The sequence below is a fragment of the Streptococcus parasanguinis genome, assembly GCF_015557775.1.
In the GTDB taxonomy this organism is placed as follows: domain Bacteria; phylum Bacillota; class Bacilli; order Lactobacillales; family Streptococcaceae; genus Streptococcus; species Streptococcus parasanguinis_AA.
In genome coordinates, this window is sequence record NZ_JADNOY010000002.1 from 336,179 (window position 1) to 360,085 (window position 23,907).

General features: G+C 41.8%; 21 protein-coding genes. 10 read left to right on the plus strand and 11 right to left on the minus strand.

Annotated features, from left to right (window positions below):
- Positions 1 to 179: 179 nt before the first annotated feature.
- The 4 genes from I2F76_RS04580 to I2F76_RS04595 form a co-directional block, all read right to left on the minus strand.
- Entirely contained in the window at positions 180 to 1,754 is a 1,575-nt protein-coding gene (locus tag I2F76_RS04580; protein ID WP_195487331.1) for an ATP-binding cassette domain-containing protein, read from the minus strand.
- A 324-nt stretch (positions 1,755 to 2,078) separates the two neighbouring features.
- Positions 2,079 to 2,672, minus strand: a complete 594-nt coding sequence (locus I2F76_RS04585; RefSeq protein WP_195487332.1) for a 3'-5' exonuclease — start codon at positions 2,670 to 2,672, stop codon at positions 2,079 to 2,081.
- A 53-nt stretch (positions 2,673 to 2,725) separates the two neighbouring features.
- Positions 2,726 to 3,220, minus strand: coding sequence for a DUF536 domain-containing protein (locus tag I2F76_RS04590; RefSeq protein WP_003008835.1), 495 nt, complete (start codon positions 3,218 to 3,220; stop codon positions 2,726 to 2,728).
- Between the two features lie 104 nt (positions 3,221 to 3,324).
- A complete protein-coding gene (locus tag I2F76_RS04595) occupies positions 3,325 to 5,613 on the minus strand; it encodes a Xaa-Pro dipeptidyl-peptidase (protein WP_195487333.1) in 2,289 nt (762 codons plus the stop codon).
- A gap of 101 nt (positions 5,614 to 5,714) precedes the next feature.
- Here I2F76_RS04595 and I2F76_RS04600 point away from each other — a divergent pair, with 101 nt between their 5' ends.
- The 9 genes from I2F76_RS04600 to I2F76_RS04640 all read left to right on the plus strand — a co-directional run bounded on the left by I2F76_RS04600 (position 5,715) and on the right by I2F76_RS04640 (position 15,421).
- Positions 5,715 to 6,992, plus strand: coding sequence for an HdeD family acid-resistance protein (locus I2F76_RS04600; RefSeq protein ID WP_023919173.1), 1,278 nt, complete (start codon positions 5,715 to 5,717; stop codon positions 6,990 to 6,992).
- A 106-nt stretch (positions 6,993 to 7,098) separates the two neighbouring features.
- Complete coding sequence (locus I2F76_RS04605) at positions 7,099 to 7,866, plus strand: CppA N-terminal domain-containing protein (RefSeq protein ID WP_155172586.1); 768 nt, start codon at positions 7,099 to 7,101, stop codon at positions 7,864 to 7,866.
- A gap of 10 nt (positions 7,867 to 7,876) precedes the next feature.
- Positions 7,877 to 8,818, plus strand: a complete 942-nt coding sequence (locus tag I2F76_RS04610; protein WP_195487334.1) for a serine hydrolase domain-containing protein — start codon at positions 7,877 to 7,879, stop codon at positions 8,816 to 8,818.
- A 148-nt stretch (positions 8,819 to 8,966) separates the two neighbouring features.
- Complete coding sequence (mvk, locus tag I2F76_RS04615) at positions 8,967 to 9,845, plus strand: mevalonate kinase (RefSeq protein ID WP_195487335.1); 879 nt, start codon at positions 8,967 to 8,969, stop codon at positions 9,843 to 9,845.
- Positions 9,827 to 10,777: a diphosphomevalonate decarboxylase gene (mvaD, locus tag I2F76_RS04620; RefSeq protein WP_195487336.1), complete on the plus strand. Its 951-nt coding sequence runs from the start codon at positions 9,827 to 9,829 to the stop codon at positions 10,775 to 10,777. The genes mvk and mvaD overlap by 19 nt, the downstream gene beginning before the upstream one ends.
- Positions 10,767 to 11,774, plus strand: a complete 1,008-nt coding sequence (locus I2F76_RS04625; protein ID WP_195487337.1) for a phosphomevalonate kinase — start codon at positions 10,767 to 10,769, stop codon at positions 11,772 to 11,774. The genes mvaD and I2F76_RS04625 overlap by 11 nt, the downstream gene beginning before the upstream one ends.
- Entirely contained in the window at positions 11,771 to 12,775 is a 1,005-nt protein-coding gene (gene fni, locus I2F76_RS04630; RefSeq protein ID WP_195487338.1) for a type 2 isopentenyl-diphosphate Delta-isomerase, read from the plus strand. Before I2F76_RS04625 ends, fni begins: the two co-directional genes overlap by 4 nt.
- Before the next feature lie 164 nt (positions 12,776 to 12,939).
- Positions 12,940 to 14,601: a C69 family dipeptidase gene (locus tag I2F76_RS04635; protein WP_045759881.1), complete on the plus strand. Its 1,662-nt coding sequence runs from the start codon at positions 12,940 to 12,942 to the stop codon at positions 14,599 to 14,601.
- Positions 14,594 to 15,421 (plus strand): PrsW family glutamic-type intramembrane protease, encoded by an 828-nt coding sequence (locus tag I2F76_RS04640; RefSeq protein WP_045759880.1) that lies wholly within the window; start codon positions 14,594 to 14,596, stop codon positions 15,419 to 15,421. Before I2F76_RS04635 ends, I2F76_RS04640 begins: the two co-directional genes overlap by 8 nt.
- A 48-nt stretch (positions 15,422 to 15,469) precedes the next feature.
- On the opposite strand, the gene I2F76_RS04645 is transcribed toward I2F76_RS04640, so the two are convergent.
- The 4 genes from I2F76_RS04645 to I2F76_RS04660 form a co-directional block, all read right to left on the minus strand.
- Complete coding sequence (locus I2F76_RS04645; RefSeq protein ID WP_049474348.1) at positions 15,470 to 16,732, minus strand: hydroxymethylglutaryl-CoA reductase, degradative; 1,263 nt, start codon at positions 16,730 to 16,732, stop codon at positions 15,470 to 15,472.
- On the minus strand, positions 16,732 to 17,904 hold the full coding sequence (locus I2F76_RS04650; RefSeq protein WP_195487339.1) for a hydroxymethylglutaryl-CoA synthase: 1,173 nt from the start codon (positions 17,902 to 17,904) through the stop codon (positions 16,732 to 16,734). The genes I2F76_RS04645 and I2F76_RS04650 overlap by 1 nt, the downstream gene beginning before the upstream one ends.
- 186 nt (positions 17,905 to 18,090) lie before the next feature.
- Complete coding sequence (locus tag I2F76_RS04655; RefSeq protein ID WP_045759877.1) at positions 18,091 to 18,321, minus strand: hypothetical protein; 231 nt, start codon at positions 18,319 to 18,321, stop codon at positions 18,091 to 18,093.
- Between the two features lie 248 nt (positions 18,322 to 18,569).
- On the minus strand, positions 18,570 to 19,190 hold the full coding sequence (locus tag I2F76_RS04660) for a tetratricopeptide repeat protein (protein WP_195487340.1): 621 nt from the start codon (positions 19,188 to 19,190) through the stop codon (positions 18,570 to 18,572).
- Between the two features lie 709 nt (positions 19,191 to 19,899).
- Between I2F76_RS04660 and I2F76_RS04665 the strand changes: the two genes are divergently transcribed.
- A complete protein-coding gene (locus I2F76_RS04665) occupies positions 19,900 to 21,156 on the plus strand; it encodes an MFS transporter (protein WP_229060256.1) in 1,257 nt (418 codons plus the stop codon).
- A 445-nt stretch (positions 21,157 to 21,601) separates the two neighbouring features.
- On the opposite strand, the gene I2F76_RS04670 is transcribed toward I2F76_RS04665, so the two are convergent.
- The 3 genes from I2F76_RS04670 to I2F76_RS04680 form a co-directional block, all read right to left on the minus strand.
- Positions 21,602 to 21,799, minus strand: a complete 198-nt coding sequence (locus I2F76_RS04670; protein ID WP_229289669.1) for a histidine kinase — start codon at positions 21,797 to 21,799, stop codon at positions 21,602 to 21,604.
- A 786-nt stretch (positions 21,800 to 22,585) separates the two neighbouring features.
- Positions 22,586 to 23,053: a threonine/serine exporter family protein gene (locus tag I2F76_RS04675; RefSeq protein WP_031575574.1), complete on the minus strand. Its 468-nt coding sequence runs from the start codon at positions 23,051 to 23,053 to the stop codon at positions 22,586 to 22,588.
- Between the two features lie 4 nt (positions 23,054 to 23,057).
- Positions 23,058 to 23,816 carry a threonine/serine exporter family protein gene (locus I2F76_RS04680; protein WP_021153883.1) on the minus strand — a complete coding sequence of 253 codons (759 nt, stop codon included), beginning with the start codon at positions 23,814 to 23,816 and terminating at the stop codon, positions 23,058 to 23,060.
- Positions 23,817 to 23,907: the final 91 nt, after the last annotated feature.

Sequence of the window (23,907 nt, forward strand, 5' to 3'; positions counted from 1 at the left end):
ATCCAGTGGATGATTTCAGCAATCCAGGAAGTTCCAAGACTAATTATTGAGCCTAAGGTCTCAATAATTCCGAGTGCCTGAAACGTTATTGTTTCAGGCACTTTTCTCACTGCGGAAAGTTTTAGTATTTTCTTTCTTTGATATACTAACGATATATTTTTAGGTTTGTGTCAGCAATTTTATTCTTTTCTTAATTCAATGACTTGATCGTATCGGCTTTCATTATCAATATGGTGAGCGATTTCTAACACCATCATCGGTAGTGAGAAAATCAAGTCACGAACCATCTGGCTATTTTCTACGTCAAGAGCTGCAGTTACCTCATCTGCTAATAAAATATCCTTTTTACGAAGAAGGAAGCGGGCTAGTTCAACCCGGACTCGTTGTCCACCTGAAATATTTTCTCCGTTATTAGTGATTACAAAATCAAGTCCATCAGTTAGTTCATGGTCGAGTTTGACCTGTCTCAAAACATTCTCCAATTCTTGATCTGAAAACTCTTGTCCCAAACTGAGATTGTAGCGAACAGTATCATTAAATAGGAAAGGATGCTGGCTGATAATGCCTACCTGACGAACAAAGTGACTTGTTTTAACTCCATCCCTTGTACGACAAGTAATCGTTCCGGCATCCGGCTTTTCTTCCCCTGTGATCATTCGGAAGAGGGTTGATTTCCCACAGCCACTTGGCCCTTTGATGAGGACTTTTTCGCCTTGTCGAATGGCTAGATTAAGATCGCGAAGAATCTCTCTACCATTATAAGATTTACTTAAATGAGAAATTTCTAGTTCTTCTACTTGAGAGATCGAATGATTGTCCGTTTCACTATCATCTGCTCGATTTAAAATTCCGAAAATCTTTTCTGCCGTTGTTTTGGCTCCTTGTACTTCAACCACATCATACATGATATTTTGGATAGGTCCTACCAGTTGACCAGCAGCAATATACATAGCAACCAGGCTAGCCACTGAAACATGATGACCCTGCATAGCAAGGAAGAACCCTAATACCAAGGGGAGTACTTGGCTCAGAAAGACCATAAAACCATTACAAAAGAAAACAATATTATGGGTAAAAGCAAACCTTTGAATAGCTCGTTGATAACGAAGATTGATATTCCAGACGCGCTGAGAATTTTCAGGCAAGGCTTGATTCATCCGCAAGGTCTGAGCCCCTCGAATACTATCAGAGATTTGGTTATGAACAGCTGTTCTTCCCTGAGACATTTCATCCCCTGAATTCTTTAGCTTATTATTCATCAAGAATTGTGGAATGGGACGTAAGATCGTGAAGAAAACAAAGATAGAACCCAATAAAACATTTTGGGCAATGATATAGATCGCCGTAATCAGTGCCCCAAATCCCCAACATGAAATAGACATATAGCGTTCAAAAAAGTTATCTCCTAAAAATTCCATATCCTGTGTCAGCATGGTAATCTTTTCATCTTCACTATATTCCCTGTCTTCCATTAACTTCTGAAAAAGTGCCGTTCGGATATTCATGTGAATTTCGCGTCTAAAGACATTATTTGCATGATTACAAAATAACATTAGACTATACAAAGCGAAATAGACAGAAAAACCAAAGAGAGCAAATTTCCAAATAGAGGAATAGGTAAGGTTATTTTGATCTATTGATAATGCTTTGGCGACAACCAAAGGTTGCCCTAATGCAAGACCCCCATTTGCCAGTGCTCCAATAATGGTTAGGTATTTTGTTTTTTTATCAAGATATTTAAAGATATGAATCATAAATCTCTCCTAGAAAATAGAACCCTATGATTGAGAAATATCAGATATAATCATTAAATCTTATTACATATTATTCTTTGTGATATATTTTACATGCTCATTATACATCTAAAAATAAGTCTGGTCAATGAATATTCAAAAAATTAGAAATGATTAAATCTTTAATAACTAATATTTTAAGATAAGCCTTTGAAAATGCTCTATTTGTCTGTCGGATGAAAATTTACTTTAGTCAATCTTTACAGAAATGAAATAAAAAGCACCCCCAAAGAAAGATATGAAAACATCTAACTCTAGGAGTACTGCTCAGTTTTGAGCCTTTTTTTATTCATCAAAGAATCCGGATAAGTCCAAGCCTCCGAAGGGGTTGGTGGAGAAGTTCTCTTGCTCTTCAAGGAGGGTACGGCCTTGATCGAATTCGAGGAATTGTTCGTAGACAAGGGCTGTCATGCGGGCATCCTCCAAGCTATCGTGTGATTTTCCTGCGACTCCCAAAAATTCTGCAACGGTGTGGAGTTGGAGATTTTTAATGCCGTGGAGGTCAGATGGACGACGTTCGAAAGCCTCGTCAAAGACATCGACGGCGTACTGGTCTTCTAGATCCAAGCCATTTTCAAGCAGGATGGGTAGGTCGCTCTTTTTGGCATTGTATCCGATCAAGGGTCGGTCTCCTACAAAGGCCTTGAATTCGCTGAGGACCTGCTCGAGTTGTGGGGCATTTTGGATCTTGTTTTGGGTAATGCCAGTCAGGCCGTTAATAAAGCTTTTTAGGGGTTTATCGGTGTAAACGTAGGAGTCGTAGTGATCGACTTCTTTACCGTCCGTATAGCGTACGGCAGATACCTGGATGATCTGATAGGCGCCTTCGTATTGGTTAAATTCGAGGTCAAAGGCGATATAATCTTCTAATGCTTTCATGGGAAATCTCCTGTGGTAGAAAAGAAAAGGGACTGGTAGGATCCAGCCCCGGATTATCGACGGAAAACGCGTGCCCAGAAACCTTTGCTTTCTTGCTCTTGAACTTTTTCGTTGGCTTGTTCGAGTTCAAGTTTCAAGGTATCGCGGTCATTCATTGCTTGTAAAGTCAATTGTTGTTGTTGGTCCAATTGCTTGTCTTTTTCAGCAATTTGAACGTCTTTCACGCGCAACTGTTCATCTTTCTTAGCGAGTTGCTCGTCTTTGGCTTTGAGTTGCTCGTAGAGACGGACGATTTCAGCATTTTTTTCATCTACCAAAATTTCCATCAATTCGCGTTGCTTCACATCATCGCTGACTGGCTCATCTTCAAAAATAGTTTTTTTGTAGATTTCTTCGAGCTTGATCAAGCCACTACGGGTTACAACGGTAACCCCTTTTTCGTTTTTTTGGGTATCTTCTGGAGCCAGCGCCTTGACACGGTTATTGACCGCCTGGCGGCTGACTCCTAAAATTTCAGCAATTTCGCTGACAGTTTTTTCAATCGCCATAACTTCCTCTAATATCTTTTTCTATGAAATACTCTATTAGATAGTAACATAAGTAGGCTAAGCTGTCAAATGAAGCAAAGAAAGGCTACGCCTTGATACCACGATTAGTGGGCCTCTGTCATTTCAGGAAGATGGAGGCTTGATTGTGCTAAGTCAATGGTGAGTTGGTAATCGGTTTGATCACGCACAGTGATTTCAAAGTCCGTCGTGTAAAGGACCAAGCGAAGAGTTGCCCCTTTTTCGAGCTTGTAGATGGTTGGTTGGAGATCAAAGTCAAATTCCATCCACTCGCCTGGTGTTACGGCCTCAACCTCTAAGAGGTCATGCCGGTTTTGGAGGTTGAGATAACCTTTCGAAATGACTCGTTGGCCCGCTTCCTTGAAGGGCAACTCGGTCAAGTTGTCTAGCATATGGTAGCGACCGTTATCCAGTGTACGGACCGATAAGACTGCAGGATAGGGTTGGAGGTATTTCTTGTTTCCAAGCTCTAAGAGTTGGGCTGAGAGAAGGCCTTTATTGGTGCTGGAGTGAAGTCGTAGGTGAAGGCGAGCTTTCCCATTGAGGTGCAGGTCTTCTTCGATTGGAAGATCAATCGTCACCTGTTGCGCCTTGTCTTGGTAGAGATCGCTTAAGAAGGTCGGATAAGCCTTTCCATAGCGCTCGTAATCTTCTGTCGCATAGCGGTTTTGGATGACTTTTTCACCGTCTCCCAGCGAGAAGGTCCGCTGACTTGTTTGGTTGCCAAAATCATCCAAGGAAGTCCAACTTTGTTCCCCTGTATTGTCCTGCCAGATGACAGTTGGCAACTCATAGCTTGAAGCATAGCCCAGCAATTTTTTAGAGAGAAGGGCGTTCATACTCTCACGGAAGTCAATAGACTGCCAGTTGTTGAGATAGACATGGGCACCATTGTGATAGAAGAGGTGTTTCTTGATGCTTGCTGGAAGGGCTTGGAACATGTTAAAGACGTGAAGCGGTTTGACGTTCCAGTCTTGGGAACCATGGGTAAAGACCACCTCTGCCTTGACCCGATTTGCATTTAAGAGATAATTGCGATCGTGCCAGAATTGATTGTAGTCTCCAGAAGCTCGGTCCAGCTCTTTTTTGACGCGATCAAGATCGGCTTGGTGGGCCGCATGGTGGCGGAGGTAGTCTCCAGCTCGAAGGGCGCGTGAGTAGGTCAATTCGGCAAGTGAATCAAAATCTTCACCTGGATAGCCACCAGGACTTGTCACGAGACCATTTTCACGGTAGTAATTGTACCAAGAAGAGATCCCAGCCTCTGCAATGATGACTTCAAGACCGTCCACACCTGTGGTCGCAAGACCGTTAGACATGGTTCCAAGATAGGAGATTCCTGTCGTTGCGACTTTTCCGTTAGACCAATCGGCTGTGACTTGACGCTGGCGTGTATGATCTGTAAAGGCCCGGCAACGGCCATTGAGCCAGTCGATAACGTTCTTGTAGGCTTCGATTTGTTGGTAATTTCCATTGGTCATCAAGCCTTGCGAATCTTTTGTCCCCACTCCAGATACGTAGAGATTAGCGTAGCCGCGTGGAAGGAGGTAGTCGTTGAGGGTATAGCTGGAATTGATATGGGTGAGAGTTTCTTCAGCTTCATCGACTAGCTCAGCTGAACCGACAGGATCCACCAATTCTAATTGAGGTACTTCTACTTGAATGGTATGAGGTTCTTTGACCTCGAGGTCGACATTCATATTGTAGAGGGCCTTGTCGCTGGCCTTATCGTTGGTCCCTTGGTGATAAGGACTTGCGGTCATAACAGCTGGAATCTTGCCTTCATAGCGAGGACGGATGATGCTGACCTTGACCAAGTCTGGCAGACCATCTTTGTCGGTATCGACCCGACTTTCCACATAGACGACCTCGCGGATGGCATCATGGCTCGTAAAGGTTGCGAGGCTCTTGCCGTTAAAATAGTGATACTGGTTATCTTCAGGAATCAAGCCATCGCTGACCAACTGATCGATGAGTAAATTTCCTTTTACTGTTCGAGTATTGAGAAGGTGATAGAGGTTTTCTACCAAGTTTCCATACTCAATCGGAAATTGGACTTCTTTCAAGAAGCTATCCGTATCTTCAAAATCAATAAAATAGCGGAAACCGAGTAATTGGAGGGCTACTGTGTAAAAAATGTTCGGAGACCATTCGCAGTCAGATTGGATATACGTTAAAAAGTCTGTTTTAGAATCCACCACTAGGTTAGAGAGGGGATAATCTGTATCTTTATAGGTGAAGTAAACCTTGCGGACAAACCATTCAAACAGTTCTTTTTCTGGGAGGTGGGTGGGAAGGTCAAACCCAATTTCTTTTAGTTCCTTAAGAATGTCTTTTTGGTCAACAGATAGATAGCTATATTGATTGTATTTCATAGACTGCTCCTTTTATCAGTTTCTTTTTTCTTTACTTCTTATATTATACTTGATAAAATAGTATTTGTCTAAAGACCTTTCGTCTATAAGGAGAAGGAATATTGAAAAAAATATCTTTTGAACAAGTTGCAAGAAGACGGACCTTATTGTTTGGGGTTCTTGCCGTCATTTTTGGGATTCTCATTTTTCGAAACGGCGTTGGTTTCACCAAATTTTCCTTGGATCTATTAGCCATTTACTTTTTAGTTGATGGACTAGGAAGCTTTCTTCTTCGCTTTTTGTTACGTAGCAAGTCTATTTCCTATAGCCACTCTATTTGGTTTATTTTTCTTTCACTTGCGTTGATCTGGTTGAATCGACTGAGTAGTCTGCCCGTAAACTTAGTTGTGATTTGTTTAGGGGCATATCAGTTGGGGAGTGCCATTGTCTATGGGATCACATTTTGGCTTTATAAGGCCAATCGGGTAAAAGGAGGCTGGCTCTATTTATGGGATGCGCTTTTAAACGGTGGGCTTGGTCTAGCAACTGTCTTGGAACCTGGTTCAGATGGGCACTTCCAATTTATCCTCTTGGGGGCTTATCTGGTCTTGTTGGGGATTTCTAATATTCGAGATGGTATTTTATTTGACAAAGACCAACAAGGCCAAGAGTTAAAACGTCGCTTTCGTATTAGCCTACCGGTTATCTTTGCAGCCTTTATCCCTGCTAAGGAGTTAAAACGGTTTAACCAGTTTCTTCAAAAAGGGAGCTCGGCGGGACACACAGGCCCTTATCGATTGGTGAAAAAAGAAGAAGAGGCAAGGGAATTAGAAATTTTGGTTCATACTTCTGACAGCAACTTATTTGGAGCGATTGGGCATGTAGATATTTGTTATCAGGGGAAGGTCATTTCTTACGGAAGTTACGATCCCTTTTCAGAGCGTCTATTTGGGACGATTGGGGATGGCGTACTGTTTAAAGTGGATAAGGAACCATACATCGAACTATGTAAAAAAGAGAGTCAAAAGACGCTGTTTGGCTACAGCCTATCCCTTACCGAAGAAGAGAATCAGGCAGTAGAGAAGCGTCTAGCTGAAATTGATCAGTTGTTAGAACCTTGGGATCCACCTAGGAGGTTACTGGAAGACGGTCAGCCGACCTACGCTTACAAATTGAAATATGATTTAGGGGCTGAGCTATATAAATTTACTTCTTCGCGTTTTAAATCTTACTTTGTTCTGTCTACTAATTGCTGCCTGTTAGCAGATTCCATTGTGGGACAGGCAGGAACGGCTGTATTAGATGTGCGTGGAGTGATTGCACCAGGGACCTATCAGGATTACTTAGAATACGAATTTGAAGCTCCAAACGGGCGGGTCCATACACGAACAGTATACTAAAAAAAGAAAGACAGATTTTTATTTTTGAAAAATCTGTCTTTTTTGCACAAGATTTCTTGTAAAAAGCCAGAAAATCTTTTACAATAAAAAGTGCTTGGAGGAAAGTATGACAGCAAATCAGATCGTAAGAGTGATCCCAGTCTTGAAAGTGAATAACCGAAATGTCAATCAACGCTTTTATGAAGAGACATTGGGAATGAAAGTATTAGTGGAAGAAGGAGCTCTCCTATCTTTAGGAGATGCCTCAAAAGTAGAGAAAATTGTCTTAGAAGAGTCACCGAGTATGCGTTCGCGTAAGGTCGAAGGTCCAAAGAAATTGGGTCGCATCGTGGTGAAAGTGGCACAAGCTCAAGAAATTGATTATTTGTTGGCCCGCCAGCCAGAAACAAGCGCCCTTTACCAAGGAGCTAATGGTCGCGCCTTTGAAGTTGTGTCTCCTCAAGGAGATACCATTTTCGTGCATGCGGAAGAAAATCTTGAAAGCCTAGAACCGTTGGAGAAAGCGCCTCTTGTTGAGCTTCCAGAAGATTTCAAAGGTTTGACCAGCTTTGATGTGGACTTTCTTGAGGTCAATGTGGCCGATCTTGCTGAGGCTGAGAAGTTCTATAGCAACTTGCCAGCTTTGGCCCACTTTATCCATTTACAGGAAGCCCAAGGAAAAGATCTCCAAGTTGAGAACAAGGTTACTTGGGATTTGAGCATGATCAAGGTCGAATTGGCATCTTTTGATGTGGAAGACTTGAAAGAACGCTTGGGAGAAGCTGTCGATTTTGTGCACCGTAAGGGAACTTTCTTGATTGCCAAGGATCCAAGTCAGATCGAACTCTGGTTTGAAGCCAATCAAGATCAGGTCCATATTTCTTATGAAGAATAAGAATGGAGTGATGAGCGTGAAGGCAATCATCGAAAAAATTACCGAACAAATCCAAGAAGGCATCTATCCAGGTGCCTCTCTTACGCTTTACCGCCATGGTCAGTGGAGTGAGCACTATCTGGGACTAGCGGATCCTGAAAAAGGAGAGCCAGTAGTGGCTGACCTGGTCTATGATTTGGCTAGTGTCAGTAAGGTCGTCGGAGTTGCTACCATCTGTGCCTTTTTGTATGCGAAAGGGGAGCTTGCGCTTGATCGCCCCTTTAAAGAGCTTTACCCGCGTTTTGCTCATGAGAAGACGACCATCCGGGAACTCTTGACCCATACTTCTGGGCTCGATCCTTTTATCCCCAACCGGGATCAATTGGATGCGAGACAGTTGAAAACAGCTCTTGAAAATTTGCAGTTAAAAGAAGACAAGAGTTTTCATTACACCGACGTCAATTTTCTTCTGCTGGGCTTTTGGTTAGAAGACAGGTTTCGCCAGCCCTTGGATCGCTTATTTGAAGAGCTGATTTTTACACCTTGGAAGATGACGGAGACACGGTTTGGACCGGTCGAAAAGGCGGTGCCAACGGTCCGTGGAGTGGCTTCTGGAAGTGTTCATGATCCCAAAGCGAGAGTATTGGGTCGTCATGCGGGAAGTGCTGGACTTTTTTCAACTGTTGCTGATCTAGAGCGCTTCTTAGAGCGTTATCTGAAGGAGGATTTTGCGCGTGACTTGTCTCAGAATTTTGCGCGTGAAGAGGGCAAGACCCGCGCTCTCGGATGGAATCTAGAGGGGGACTGGTTAGATCATACGGGCTATACTGGAACCTTCATCATGTACAATCGAAAGAGGCAGGAAGCGGTGATCTTTTTGTCCAACCGGACCTATGAGAAGGACGAACGGGCCCAATGGATCCTCGACCGCAACTCTTTGATGGACTTGATCAAACAAGAATTTGAAAAATAGAAATGGAAGGCTAGGATGATGGATCCTGGCCTTTTACGGTCTGTCAGATAGAACTCAACTCCGTCTTAGGTTGGATTTCCTTCAAAAGCATCGCTTTTTTGGCTGATTTATATTAAAATAGTAATGACCTTAATAGAGCGAGATGAATATGAACAAAGAGATAGGCGTCGGAAGGGCGCATAGTAAAATTATCTTAATTGGAGAGCATGCGGTGGTCTATGGTTATCCGGCTATTGCGCTGCCACTCCATCATATCGAAGTGATCTGCCAGATCATCCCGGCAGACAGTCCATGGGTTTTGTTTGAAGACGACACCTTGTCCATGGCGGTTTTTGCGTCTCTTGAGCACCTCGGGATTAAAGAGGCCCGGATTCGCTGCCGGATTCAGTCCATGGTACCGGAAAAACGTGGGATGGGGTCCTCTGCGGCGGTCAGTATCGCAGCTATTCGTGCAGTTTTTGACTATTATCAAGAGGAGCTGGATGAAGAGACCTTAGAAATCCTGGTCAATCGAGCAGAAACCATTGCCCATATGAACCCAAGCGGACTCGATGCCAAGACCTGTTTGAGCGATCAAGCCATTAAATTCATCCGGAATGTCGGCTTTTACCCACTGGAGCTGGGTATAAAAGCGAGTTTGGTGATTGCGGATACGGGGATTCACGGCAATACCCGTGAGGCGATTCAAAAGGTTGAAGCTAAAGGGCAGGAAGTTTTGTCTCATTTCCATGAGATTGGTCAGTTGACCCAGCAGGTGGAAGAGGCTCTGAAAATGAATGATCTAACGAACCTAGGACAGGCTCTGACTACTTGCCATGAGCACTTGAGAGCCGTGGGTGTCAGCTGTGAAAAAGCAGACCATCTGGTCGCCGTTGCCCTTGAAAATGGGGCCTTAGGCGCTAAAATGAGCGGAGGCGGTCTTGGTGGCTGTGTGATTGCCCTCGTCAAGGATTCTCGTGAAGCAGCAACCATTGCCCATGCATTAGAAAAAGAAGGAGCGCACCATACATGGATCGAAAACCTGTAAAGGCTAAGTCCTATGCCAATATCGCGATTATCAAATACTGGGGAAAAGAAGATGCCAAACAGATGGTCCCTTCGACCAGTTCGATTTCGTTGACCTTAGAAAATATGTATACAGAGACCAGTCTCTCTCCCTTGCCAGCAAATGCGACTGCGCATGAATTTTACATCGATGGGGAATTCCAAAATCCAGCTGAGCAAGCCAAAATTGGAGCTGTGATTGATGGCTTGAAGCCAGCAAATGAAGCGGGATTTGTTCGGGTGGATACCAGCAACAACATGCCAACAGCAGCAGGCTTGTCCTCTAGCTCGAGTGGGCTCTCTGCTCTCGTCAAGGCTTGCAATCGGTATTATGATTTGGGCTTGAGTCAGGAGGAATTAGCTCAAAAAGCCAAGTTTGCTTCGGGTTCTTCTTCACGGTCTTTCTTTGGACCCTTAGCAGCCTGGGACAAAGAAAGTGGAGAAATTTATAAGGTTAAAACAGACCTAAAACTCGCGATGATCATGCTGGTTCTCAATGACAAGCAAAAGCCCGTTTCCAGCCGGGAAGGGATGAAACGCTGCATGGAGACTTCGACTAATTTCAAAGAATGGATAGAAGAGTCTAGACAAGATTATAAGGATATGCTGGACTATCTAGCTGGCAATAATTTTGAACATGTCGGTCAGCTGACAGAGCGCAATGCCCTTGCTATGCATGCGACGACTAGAACAGCCACTCCAGCCTTTAGCTACTTGACAGAAGAAAGCCACAAAGCTATGGACTTTGTCCGTGAGCTTCGCGCTGCAGGCCATGCTTGTTACTTTACCATGGATGCAGGGCCGAATGTTAAGGTTCTCTGTTTAGAAGAAGACTTGGATCAGCTGGTGCCTTTATTTGATGCCCGCTATCGGACCATCGTATCTAAAACAAAGGACCCTCAAGATGAAGACTAAGTATCAGGTACAGACTGGAGGTAAGCTCTATCTAGCTGGAGAATACGCGGTGCTAACACCTGGCTATGGGGCAGTGATTCAGTTTATCCCCATTTATCTATCAGCTACCATCCAAGAAGCAACAGCCTACCAGCTAGCCTCAGACCTTTTTGGTTACAAGGTAGATTTGACCCCAAATAAGGACTACGCCTTGATTCAAGAGACTATTCAGCTTATGGAAGAGTGGCTGAAAGATCAGGGGATAGCCCCGAAACCCCTTGATCTTCACCTTAGGGGGACACTGGGTGAAGAGGGGAAGAAGTATGGGATTGGTTCCAGCGGAAGTGTGGTTTTGCTCGTGATCAAGGCCATGGCCGCTCTGTATGAAATAGACCTAAGCCCCGATCTGCTTTTTCGACTAGCAGCAGTCGTCTTAGTGCAAAGAGGGGACAATGGTTCCATGGGTGATTTGGCTTGTATTGCCTACGAGGACTTGATTTATTACCAATCCTTTGATCGGGCTTGGTTGCCTGAAGTCTTGACTTTCCAGCCCCTCTCACAAGTTTTAGACCTGGATTGGAACTACCAGATCCGAGTGATTCAGCCAGCCATCTCTTATGATTTTCTGGTTGGTTGGACCAAGGAACCAGCGATTTCAAGTGATTTGATCCGCAAGGTCAAGGGGGCGATCAATGAAGCCTTTCTCAAGAAGAGTCAGACTGCAGTGAAGAATCTTGAAAAAGGCCTCCGTGAAGGAAAACAAAGGGAGATCGAGGCCAGTATCCAACGTGCAGATCAGAACCTAAAATCCTTAAACCATCTGATCTATACCCCAGCTCTAAAAAAGTTGCAAGAAGCGACAGAGGGCCTTTCTGCCTGTGCCAAATCCAGTGGTGCTGGAGGCGGCGACTGTGGAATCGCCCTTAGTTTTGACCCGGTTGAGACTCAGACCTTGATAGACCGCTGGAAGGAAAAGAATATTGAAGTCATTTACCAAGAAAGGATGGGAGATTCGTGAGCGAAAATCGAAAAGACCAGCATATTCACTATGCCTTAGAGCAAAGCTCCTCCTATAATAGCTTTGATGAGATCGAGCTAATTCACCGTTCCCTCCCACTTGTAGATCTAGCGGAGATTGATCTAACGACCCATTTCGCAGGCCGTGATTGGGAAGTCCCTTTTTATATCAATGCCATGACAGGCGGGAGTGAACGGGCCAAAGAGATCAATCAAAAGTTGGCAGCAGTAGCCCAAGCCTGTGGGATTCTCTTTGTGACGGGCTCTTACAGTGCAGGGCTGAAGGATCCGAGCGATCAATCGTACGCTGTCAAAACAGATCACCCTCGTCTTCTGTTAGCGACCAATATTGGCCTCGATAAAGAGCCAGACTTGGGTTTACAAACGGTGGAAGAGCTGCACCCTCTCTTTCTTCAAGTTCATGTGAATCTGATGCAAGAGTTACTCATGCCAGAAGGGGAGCGGATTTTCCACACTTGGAAAGACCATCTCAAGAGCTATGGGCAGGCCTTTCCTGTGCCGGTAGTCCTGAAAGAAGTCGGCTTTGGTATGGATCCCAAAACAGTCCAGCTGGCACTAGAGGCTGGGATTAAAACAGTTGACATTTCTGGCCGTGGTGGCACTAGTTTTGCCTATATTGAGAATCGTCGTGGTGGCAGTCGCGCTTATCTGGATGATTGGGGACAATCAACTGCGCAGTGTCTCTTACAGTTACAAGATCAGATAGATCAGGTTGAGATCCTCGCGAGTGGTGGCATCCGTCATCCCCTTGATATGGTCAAGGCCTTGGTCCTTGGAGCGCGTGGCGTAGGACTTTCCCGCGTTTTTCTTGAGATGGTAGAGACCAAGAGCATCGAAGAAGTGATTGCTATTGTCCAAGGATGGAAAGAAGACCTTAAATTACTCCTTTGTGCGCTCGGTTGTCAGAACCTGAAAGAGCTCCGAGAAGTCGACTATCTCCTCTATGGAAAATTGTGGCAAGCGAAGCAACAGAGAAAATGAAAAGGATTGGCAAAATAAGCCAATCCTTTCTTTTTTGAAAAAGTGATTCCCCTCAAAAATTCTGATAGTTTACGAATCGTTTACGGTTGGTGGAATCGCTTGCAAAATAGGCGTGTAAAAGAGTATACTAAATAAGGAAAAACATTTTTAAAAAGGAGTTTAGGATGAAGAAGCACTATTTTCGATCAGCTGTAGCAGCCTTGCTTCCGCTTTTGTTGATTGCTCAACCTGTTGAGGCTTGTACAGGGTTCATCATCGGGAAGAAACTGACGGCCGACGGTTCGACCTTGGTAGGTCGTACCGAAGATTTAGAGCCCAACCATAATAAAAATTTTGTGGTCAGAGAGCGTGTCTACAATAAAAAAGGAGCCATCTTTGAGGATGCTGCCAACGGTTTTCAATATCCCTTGCCAGAGATTAGCTATAAGTATACAGCGGTTCCAGATGTCACCCCTGATCAGGGAATTTTTGACGAAGCAGGATTCAATGAATATGGGGTTTCCATTTCTGCCACTGTATCTGCTTCAGCAAATGACAAGATCCAAAAAGTGGATCCCTACGTCAAGGATGGCCTCGCAGAATCGGGCTTGACCAGTATCGTTCTCCCTAGTGTGAAAACCGCAAGAGAAGGGGTTGAACTCATTGCTAAGATCGTCGAAGAAAAAGGCGCTGCAGAAGGAAATATTGTGACCATTGCCGATAAAGAAGGCGTCTGGTATATGGAAATCCTATCTGGCCATCAATATGCAGCGATTCTCTTCCCAGAGGATCGATTTGCGGTCTTTCCAAATACCTTCTTCTTAGGGCATGTCGATCTATCAGATACCGAACGCACGATCGCTTCAAAAGATCTTGAAAAAGTCGCCAAAAAAGCCAATAGCTATAAGGAAGTGGATGAAAAATTCCACGTTTCTCAATCCTATAATCCGCCTTTGCAAGAAGCAGATCGCTCTCGGGTTTGGTCGGGAATCAAATCGCTAGACCCAAGCTCTCCTGTTAAATATGACGATGCGTCCTTTGACCTTCTTCATACAACCGATCGAAAATTAACCCTCCGCGATGCCATGAATCTCCAACGCAATCGTTTGGAAGGAACCAAATATAAACCACAGGATCAAATGGAGTTGGATGGAAAAGGCATTCCGAAAAAAGGAGAGTTTGATGCGGTTTATAAATACCCTATTTCCAATCCAAATGTCATGGAGGCCCATATTTTCCAACTGAAAGATGATGTCCCAGCAAGTGCAGGTGGAGGTACCATGTGGCTGTCGATGGGTAGTCCACGAAATGCTCCATACCTACCCTACTATGGCAATATTCTCAACACCTATCAAGCCTACCAAGAATTAGGGGATCATTACAATGATCGCTCTTGGTATTGGACCATTTCAAGAATCAATGACCTTGTGGCCAAGTATCCAGATTTATTCGAAGATGGGGCGATTCGTACTGAAATGGAACGATTGGAGTCTCAGTGGATGGTCGAACAAGATCTGAGTGATCAGGAACAAATCGCCCTTGCTTCTCAGCCTGAAGAAGCTAGTAAGAAGGCAACAGAGGAAAGCTTGGCGAGAGCTGAGAAAACCTTCGAACGCTTGCAAGAAATCAGAAAAGAAGCAGAACAAAAGGTAGCAGATGAACACGGAAAAAGTGCCCTGCAGGATCTAGATGACGAAGAAGATGCTGCTTATGAAGAAAAGATTGATCTCGTTGATTTTGACTATGATTACATTTTAGCAGCAGGCTTGTTCGGAGCAACCCTTCTAGCGATTGTGATCTACTTGATTCGCTCAAAGAAACAAAAGGGAGGAAAACAAGATGACTAAAATTCAAAGAGCCTCGATCTATCTTTTTCTACTGTTTGCAGGAATTGGCTTGGAGTTTGAACTCGGTCATCTTTCTCAACAAGAATTTAGCCAGTCTGCAGGCAGAGACTTGGTCTTAAACTTGTCTGTTTTAGCTGCTATTATTATCCCGCTCTATCTCTTTTCAAAACGATTGGCCAAGCAGTTGACTGTCCCAACCTATCTCTTATGGATTGCCATGTTTGGAGGAGCCTTCATAGCAGGCTGGTTGAGCTTTTCAGGCAATAGCTTGATTGATATTATGAATAGCCATGTGATCAAGGATGCCACTGTCTTTAACAAGTGGACCGATGCCTTGACGGCCCCATTTTCAGAGGAATTCTTTAAGGCTCTAGTTGCCTTTTGGGTTGTCTTGATGGTTGGCAAGAAAGATCTAAAAGCGATTCTAATTGCAGGCTTGGGCTCTGGCTTTGGTTTTCAAATCATTGAGGATTTAGGGTATGTTGCCCGCCAAACCAAAACCAGCCAATTAGCCGCTGTCACTGAGGCCATCAACCGGATCTCTGGTGGATTAGCTTCACATGCCCTCTATACAGCTGTTGTATCAGTTGGTGTCTTCCTCTTGTTGTCTCAAGTGACCCAGCAAAAGGAAAAACTTTTTGGGCTCTGGTGTGTTCTCTCAACAGTAGCCAATCACTTCTTATGGAACTCTCCGTTTTATGAAACAGACCATCGGATTAATCTTCTCGTCGGACTGCTCTTTGCTGTCCAAGTAGGGACCTTTATCGAAGTGGTGCTCTATACCAAGAAACATCCTGAGTTGCCATTTTTAAAACAATAAGAAAAATTTTTCAAACACAAAAGAACTAAGACGTGGGTCTTAGTTCTTTTATTTTCTCAATTCTTGTAAGAGTGTTTGTGCTTTTTCTAAATTAAAGGGTTTGTTTTCAAGGAGTTGGCTGACCAATCGGGGAACTTCCTCTTCCTTCGCTCCTGCTAGAAGGGCTAGAGAGCGTGCTTGGAGTTTCATATGTCCTGCTTGAATCCCGGTGGTGACAAGGGCTTTGAGGGCCGCGAAATTCTGTGCCAAACCGAGTGAAGCAATGATACCTGCTAATTCGATAGCAGTAGGCTCCCCTAGCAAGCGGTGACTGACTTGAACCGTTGGGTTGAGGCCAATCGAGCCTCCTTTTGTCGCAACCGGCATTGGTAGGGTGATCTCTCCATAGAGTTTTTTCTCTTCTGGCTGACTTGTCCAGTGGCTCAAGCCCTTGTATGAACCACTTTGTGCAGCATAGGCATGGGCTCCTGCTTCGATGGCCCGCCAGTCATTGCCTGTCGCAAGGACTAGGGCATCAATCCCGTTGAAAATTCCCTTGTTATGAGTGGCTGCTCGGTAAGGATCCACTTGGGCCAGTTGGCTGGCTAACTCCATCCGGTGGGCAATCTCAATGGCTTCCTCAGGATTTCGACTCAGTGCTTTAAAATCGATGGCACATCGTGCACTCACCAAAGAGCGAGTAGCCAAGTTGGATAAAATTGCCATCAAGGCCTGACCACCAGAGAGTTCCTGGATACGATCGGTCAGAGCTTCTAACATGGTATTGAGCATATTGGCCCCCATGGCTTCTTTGGGATCGACAGCCAAGTAGACAATAAGAAAGTCCCCCTTGTTTTCGACCCAAAGATCCCTCGCTCCACCTCCACGCTTGACGATCGAAGGATAGGCTTCATTAGCCAGCTGAAGAAGAGTTTCCTTGTCTTCGAGGATGCGCTTGCTAGCAACTTCCATGTCTTCAACATCCGTCAGAGCAATCTCACCGATCATTTGGCGTTGGTGCACCTGGGTGGTGAATCCGCCCGAACGTTGAATGAGCTTGGCCGCAAAGCTGGCAGCTGCTACCACGGAAGGCTCTTCTGTGACCATGGGAAGGACATAGTCACGACCATTGATCAGGAAATAAGGAGCAAGGCTAAAGGGCAAGTCAAAAGTCGACAAGACATTTTCCGTCAATTGATCTGCAATAGAAAGGGGAAGTCCCTTTTGTTCTTTTAAGATCTGTGCTTCATCCCAAGTTAAGAGGCCTTCCTTCAGTAAGGCCTCTATGCGTTCTGTGGGCGAAAGTTTTGCAAAACCTGGTAATCGTGCCATTATTTTTCTACTTTCTGGTAAGTGCGTTGGTGTTCCTTGATCTCTGTCAAAGCAAAAGTTTGATGCGTAGCAGGCTCAAACACTTGATTGCCACTAGGATCTAGATCTACTTCTTCATAAAAGAGTCGTTCGTAGTCAGCAACACTAAGAACCGTACGTTGGTCCAGTCTTTCCATGCGTTTGTGATCTAAGAGTTGCTCAAAACCAGGAACGAGATTGGCACTAAAGATCTCAGAAACCGCTCCACTTCCATAGCTAAAGAGGGCGATTCGGTCACCAGCTTTGAGTTGGGGGTCATTTTCCAGTAGTGACAGCAAGCCTAGGAAAAGAGATCCAGTGTAGATATTTCCTACGCGTTGGCTGTATAGAATCGATTGATCAAAGTTGTATTGTAATTGATCTTTTTTCTCTTCTGGTACTGACTTATCCAAGATTTTTTTCAAGCCCTTGAGAGCTAATTTTGGATAAGGTAAATGGAAGCAGACGGCCGCAAAGTCTGTCAAGGTAAGGCCAGTCCGTTTCTGGTATTCCGCCCAGGTTGTTTTCAGAGAATCTAGATATTGTTGTGTTGAATAAATTCCATTCACGAAGGGAGTTGTCGCGTAATTTGGACGCCAAAAATCCATGACATCGCGTGTTTGGGCAACATTATCATCGTTAAAAGATAGAATACGAGGATTTTGGCTGATTAGCATGGCAACCGCTCCGGCCCCCTGTGTTGGTTCTCCAGGAGTTCCAATTCCGTATTTAGCAATGTCACTGGCAATGACCAAAACCTTACTCTGTGGGAATTTTTCAACATGGAGTTTAGCATAATCCAAGGCAGCAGTTGCAGCATAGCAGGCTTCTTTCATCTCAAAAGAGCGGGCGAAAGGCTGGATGTCTAGTAAGCCATGGACAAACACAGCAGCAGCCTTACTCTGGTCAATTCCAGATTCTGTCGCAAGAATCACCATGTCGATTGCTTCTTTATCTTCGTCTGTTAAAATATCATCTGCTGCAGTAGCAGCCAATGTGACGATGTCTTCTGTGATCGGTGCAACACTTTGTTCTTTTAAGAGAAGACCCTTGCTCAGTTTTTCGGGATCAGTATCACGAGCAGTAGCCAAATCTTCTAAACGCAAGACATAAGGGCTCGTCGCAAAACCAATCTTATCAATCCCAATTGTCATTCTTAACCTCTTTTTTATTTGATATCTACTAGTATATTTCGTTACTATTTTACCATATTTAAGGGTTAAACTCCCTTGAAAAAGCTAGATCAGCAAGGAAATCATTCTCGGGACCGATTTTGCAATGTTTCAAAGAAAAATAGAGAATCTATAAGAAAAAGCCATCCTCAGATGGCTTTTCAACTCTTATCCTTGCTTATCTTTTTTAGGATTGCTCATGATTCGTATGAAGAGTTCTTTGCATTTGTCTCTTAGAACTTTTTCGTAGAAGACGATTAAAGCGATGTACACAATCGTAAAGTTCAAGGTCAGATAGAACAAGTCAAATGAATTACGGGCATAATCAGTTGCTAATAGATAGGAGGAGAGGGTTCCTAGGATCATCCAAGGAAGATACTTGATATACTTGCTTATCATCATACAGCACCTCGCATACTTTAAAGGATTTGTTTTTTCACCATCATTGTATCCCTTTTAAGTAAAAATGCAAGCGATAACACTTTGAGAAATTGAAAAACGAATATTATTTTGCATTAGTTTGAATGGAGAAAAACTATTTTAAGATAAGTGAAGCGATTACTTTAGTAACAAAAAAATTTTTTGAGCTAATCATGTCAATTATGTACTTTATTTAAGCAAACTAATAACAAAAACTAAATGTAAAATCATTCGTGAATCAATTCCTCAATTTCCTTTATCCCTTCAAACTCTCCAACACTTTCGAAAAGTTCTATAGCTCGTTTGAAATGTCTATTGGATAATTCCGTATCTTCCAAAGCTAAATAGATTTCACCTAACCCTCTATAGCTACAAGCTTGAGAAATCACATCATCAGTTTCTAAAGATTGTTCCAGTGATAGATTCATGAATGTAAGAGCTTCATCAAGATTGTTTAATTTCAATCTCAAATAGCCTTGTTCGTAGTTATTCACAGCTTTCTTTAGATTATCATTGGGAAAATGCTCTTCAATTATCTTCTCTTCATCTTCAATGAGCTTTAAAGCCTTATGAAAATCACCCTGATCTCTGTAGATCATAGCTAATTGATGTAATCCAATGTGTTCATGTTCTTTGTCTTCATTTTGTTGAGCTAATAAAATGTATTTCTCAAAGATACGGGTACACGAGGCATAGTCTTTTTCTGCCAATAATAAATACCCCATCAGATTTAAAAGGCTAAAATCTGTACAGGTATCAATGGAAAAATCTTGTTCAACCAACTTTTTAGCTTCTGATGTTTTTCCCTCCAGAAACAAGTCCCAAGCCACATCAATTTTAGAAACCATCTATTTTCCCCTTTACCTATAAACAACCTTCATAAAATAAAATCACTCAATAAGAATATGCTAAATCCTATCTTTATAAATTTAATCCACTAGGCTAAAGTATAGCAAAAAGCCCAAATAACTACTATTTGGGCAAAATGTTACTTAGTTTCTTTTTAAACGAGCAATGAGTAACTTAATAAGATAAGCTAGAACTACAAGTGCTACTACGCGTGATAATAGATAGAAAATAGAATAAACAAAATAGATTTGCATATCTGACACCTCCTAAATAAAAGAGATTAACCATCTTGTCCTCAATATTATTGTACTCCCGTTTGAAAGCGACGTCAAGCGTTATGATAAATAGTATCAACATCTAGAATGAAGTTAAAACCTACAAAAAGCAAAATAAAACAATCTGTTTCATTTTGAAATCCTTTAACGATTGTAAAATATATCCTATTTTAGAAGAGGTACGTAAGAAGTTATCAATTTAGATAATGTCAAGCAAGAGAGAAATATAATTAGTAAACATAAAGACAATATTTTTTACATTTTTTATTATACTTTTATTAGTATAATTGGTAAAATCTTAATTAATAAAAATTATGGTCTATCTACTATCCCAATTACCTTACAACACAGGTTGATTGAATAGGATTAGATAACCGAAGCAATGTTGAAACGAATGGAGGGGGCTAATATTAAGAATTTAATAAGTGATCAAATGTCTAATAGACAAATCATCAAAGACTTTATTAGTAGTTTTATTAGTTCTTTAAGTGGAAAAGCTTTTAATTTTGCTTTAGGATTAATGTTACTGGACCAAACAAAATCGGCAATGAGTTTTGGAATCAATATGATCATCTATCCTTTAGTTAGTTTGATTTTCTTGGTTCCAATCGGTAATTTAGTAGACCGATACCGTCATAAAAAGATCTTAATTTATAATTTTATTTTTAGAATTATTATCTTTCTTCTGTTTTATGCATTTTATTTTTTAACGAATTCATCTACTATCTTATATTTAGTAATTCCGTTTGTCATACTTCACTCTGTCACAGTTAACATCAATGATACTTGTTATTCAGCCTCTATCCACGAGTTAGTAAATGATACAAAAATTCAACGATTAAGCTCTGTTACACAAACCGCCATTGCTATCGCAACCATGCTTTCCCCAGCTATTGGAGTCATTCTTTATAATTGGTTAGGCTTCTCAGGCTTTATTCTTATAGAAATCATTGCAAATATCCTTTCTTTAGGTGTCTTACTTACCATGAAATTCTTCTATGAACACGAAGAGCAAGAAGCTAAGATTAAACAGAATGAAAAGCATCAACACGGGGTCAAAGAAATTATCCAATTCTTAAAAGAAAATCAGATTGTCAAATATATTATTCTTGTTAGTGTTGTACTGAATTTTTTCTATACTTCCATTAGCATTGGAGTGCCATTTGTAGTCAAAGAGCAACTCTTATTAGATAATGCAACAGTAGGTATCCTAGAAACAATGTCTGCAGTTGGAATGTTATTAGCCAGTGTGTCTATGTCACTATTGCCAGACAAAAAAGAAAATAATACACTTCTTTCTAATAGAATTCGCATTCCACTTTTTCTTCTAACCATCGCTATCGTTGGTTTGGGTATTACATTTGCAACTACTAACACCCAAGTGATTATTTCTTCCGTTGGCGGTTTATTTATGGGAATTATAGCATTTACTCTTGTTATTCTAAATATTGTCGTCATGACCTATCTTCAAAGTAGTATTGAAACAAATTATTTAGGAAGAGTAATGAGTACTCTGTTCACACTAAATACGTCTATCATGCCGATAGGTACCATTGTATTTACTTATCTATTTCAAAAGGACATAAACGGAGGTCTTATATTCATATTTGGAGGTGTTTCTCTCCTGATCTATACCGTGATAATGTTACCTCGAATCTATAGAATACTCCAAAAAGAACACATTTATTGACATTGAAACAAAAGCAGTACTAAAACGTAAAACGAAAAAGACAAGGATAAAACACCTTGTCTTTTTTCAAAATATAAATGGACTGATTTATTTTGGATTCTATTTGTGATTTTGACATGCATCTATATAGGAAACCGTGATTTGCTTCCTCTTAATCATCAAGAATTTTCTCTTCGTGGTAGTTTCTGGGGATTTGTACTTGCATTATATCACTTACTATTCATTGATAAATTTGTTATCTCTAATCGGAAGTAAAACGATACTAGGTAAAAACTTAATTTCAGGAGAAAATAAAGTAAATCTCCCCACAATAAAACGCATAGTATCAAGGTTCTTCAAAACCTAATATTATGCGTTTTTTGATCCTAAAGACTTTTCCCTATTCTTGTTTATTTTGATGTATAGTCCAGATAAAGACAATTCAAATTAGATTACGTCTATCTATTTACTTACCTTTTATTTGCTTTAATTCCTTTATCTCTTTTAGAATACTAAAAATATAGAAACTAAATAGAACTACACCTAAAAAAGATAAAACAAAGAAACCAAACGTAAGTTCTTCTCTCATACCAGCTACTACTCCAAGGGATAAAATACCGATAGCCATTATGGTAATTATGAGGATAAACCACAAGTAAATCATGTAAAACTTATAAAGATAGCAAAAGGACTTATTTTTTTGTTTAGGCTTATCCTTCCAATTTAAATAAAAGAAATAAGGCATATAAATGATTAAAATAAATAAAAATCTCATCTCTAGCACAACTTTTTACTTTCTATTTTGGATTTCCTACAAGATCTCCCAACTTCCAAATACCAAGCCAAAAAGAAATTGTTAGCATGATAAAGAATGTAAGGAACATATTATCGACTAGATTTTTACTCATCAAGCATAGTTCTCTAGCTATGTAAGGAGACACGAGGAACAAAATGCACTGTACTATAGTAATTATTTTTTTCATGATTTATTAATAATACTGTCATATATGATACAGTATACTCCTTTCTAGGAAGAATTCTTATTATTCCTATCTTTATTATAGGCCTACAGCAATTTAGATTCAATTTTTAATATGTGAAAGTAGTTTCAGAATAATTTACAAAACAAAAATAAAGTACACTTTTTAAAGAATGTACTTTATGCTTCTAATTCAGTTGTATCAATGGTTTAGCTTTAGTTTAGTCAATTGTACATAAACTTTTAGTTTTCTTCAAAAAATAAAAATGAGTTCCAATTGTTAAAATGAATCAAGAAAATACAAAAACTTTCCGCCGTGAGAAAAGTGCTAGAAACACTATTGTTTCTAGCACTCGGGAGTTTTGGAACCTTAGGTCCAAAACTAAGTCATGGAACTTCTACGAAGTTCGCTGACGTCCGTGCTCACCTAAGGAAAGTTTTAAGAAGACTTTGTTACCAACATGACAAATGCTAGTTAGCATTGGTCATTTTTCTTTTTTGATAGCGTTGATAAGAATGGTAGAGTTTCAAAACGACAGATCCACTAGCCATCCCGATGGAGATCACCAAGGCCAGAATAACCACCAGGGTCACGCTGGTCACTGCCTGACGATATTGGCCACTGACAAAAAAGGAAGTAGTTCGATAGGAAATATATCCAGGAACCAAGGGCGCGAGAATGGACAACATAAAGACCACGACAGGCGTCTTGAGAATGATACTTAAAATCTGACTGATACAGGAGCCGACAATGGCTGCGATAAAGGTTGCAACGATGACATTGGTAGGCCCTTTTAGGATATAGTAAAGTAGCCAGATGCCCATACCGAGGATTCCTCCAGGAATCAACATGGAGCGCTGCACATTGAGGACGATTAAAAAGGTGATGATGGCAATCAAACTGGCCACCGCTTGGATTAAAAATTCAGTTAAGTTCATGATTTTATTTCATAAGGACGAGGGCAACGGTTGTACCGGCACCAAGTGCAAGAGTAATGAGAAGAGTCTCAAAGAGTTTGCTCATCCCAGAGTTGAGGTGGTAATTCATGAGATCTCGGACGGCATTGGTCATAGCGATTCCAGGAACGAAGGGCATGACACAGCCTGCGATAATGAGATCGGTATTGGAAGGAAAACCACTATAGCGCGTCCAGATATGGGCCAAAAAACCAAAGACAAAGGCGGCCGCAAAGGCAGTGACAAAAGGAATGCGAACGTATTTCTCAACGACAAGAGAAAAAGCAAAGGCAAAGACAGTCGCAATACCTGCTCCAATCGCATCATAGAAATTTCCTCCAAACATGATGGAGAAGAAAGGGGCACTGAGGGTTGCCGCAATGGTTAACTGGAGATTAGTATAAGGAACGCGCTTCATTTTCAACTCGCTCAGGGCCTGGTAGGCTTGCTCAAGATCGATCTCTCCAGAGACAAGTTGACGAGAGATCTGATTGACATCACAGACCTTTTCGATATTGTAATTGGTCCGCAAGATCCGTTTCATGCGTGTGACATTGGCATTCTCAATTGAAAAGAAAATAGCGACTGGCATCGCTAAAACATTGCAATCGACGATTCCTTGTGAATGGGCGATCCGGATCATGGTATCTTCGACCCGGTGAATCTCAGAACCGCTCTCGATCAGGAGGGTTCCAGCTAACATCAGGACGTCGATCACTTGGTTGATCTGTTTTGACTCTTCCATAATTTCCTTCTTACTAAATAATCTGTTTCTATTATAGCAAAAAAGGACGAGAGACAGAACTAAAATTTGACAATTCTAGTTTGTTTCTTAT

Bases quoted from the DNA above. Each gene is read 5' to 3' on its own strand.
- I2F76_RS04580 (WP_195487331.1), bottom strand. From the start codon at position 1,754: ATGATTCATATCTTTAAATATCTTGATAAAAAAACAAAATACCTAACC.
- I2F76_RS04585 (WP_195487332.1), bottom strand. From the start codon at position 2,672: ATGAAAGCATTAGAAGATTATATCGCCTTTGACCTCGAATTTAACCAA.
- I2F76_RS04590 (WP_003008835.1), bottom strand. From the start codon at position 3,220: ATGGCGATTGAAAAAACTGTCAGCGAAATTGCTGAAATTTTAGGAGTC.
- I2F76_RS04595 (WP_195487333.1), bottom strand. From the start codon at position 5,613: ATGAAATACAATCAATATAGCTATCTATCTGTTGACCAAAAAGACATT.
- I2F76_RS04605 (WP_155172586.1), top strand. From the start codon at position 7,099: ATGACAGCAAATCAGATCGTAAGAGTGATCCCAGTCTTGAAAGTGAAT.
- I2F76_RS04610 (WP_195487334.1), top strand. From the start codon at position 7,877: ATGAGCGTGAAGGCAATCATCGAAAAAATTACCGAACAAATCCAAGAA.
- mvk (WP_195487335.1), top strand. From the start codon at position 8,967: ATGAACAAAGAGATAGGCGTCGGAAGGGCGCATAGTAAAATTATCTTA.
- mvaD (WP_195487336.1), top strand. From the start codon at position 9,827: ATGGATCGAAAACCTGTAAAGGCTAAGTCCTATGCCAATATCGCGATT.
- I2F76_RS04625 (WP_195487337.1), top strand. From the start codon at position 10,767: ATGAAGACTAAGTATCAGGTACAGACTGGAGGTAAGCTCTATCTAGCT.
- I2F76_RS04635 (WP_045759881.1), top strand. From the start codon at position 12,940: ATGAAGAAGCACTATTTTCGATCAGCTGTAGCAGCCTTGCTTCCGCTT.
- I2F76_RS04640 (WP_045759880.1), top strand. From the start codon at position 14,594: ATGACTAAAATTCAAAGAGCCTCGATCTATCTTTTTCTACTGTTTGCA.
- I2F76_RS04645 (WP_049474348.1), bottom strand. From the start codon at position 16,732: ATGGCACGATTACCAGGTTTTGCAAAACTTTCGCCCACAGAACGCATA.
- I2F76_RS04650 (WP_195487339.1), bottom strand. From the start codon at position 17,904: ATGACAATTGGGATTGATAAGATTGGTTTTGCGACGAGCCCTTATGTC.
- I2F76_RS04655 (WP_045759877.1), bottom strand. From the start codon at position 18,321: ATGATAAGCAAGTATATCAAGTATCTTCCTTGGATGATCCTAGGAACC.
- I2F76_RS04660 (WP_195487340.1), bottom strand. From the start codon at position 19,190: ATGGTTTCTAAAATTGATGTGGCTTGGGACTTGTTTCTGGAGGGAAAA.
- I2F76_RS04665 (WP_229060256.1), top strand. From the start codon at position 19,900: ATGTCTAATAGACAAATCATCAAAGACTTTATTAGTAGTTTTATTAGT.
- I2F76_RS04670 (WP_229289669.1), bottom strand. From the start codon at position 21,799: ATGATTTACTTGTGGTTTATCCTCATAATTACCATAATGGCTATCGGT.
- I2F76_RS04675 (WP_031575574.1), bottom strand. From the start codon at position 23,053: ATGAACTTAACTGAATTTTTAATCCAAGCGGTGGCCAGTTTGATTGCC.
- I2F76_RS04680 (WP_021153883.1), bottom strand. From the start codon at position 23,816: ATGGAAGAGTCAAAACAGATCAACCAAGTGATCGACGTCCTGATGTTA.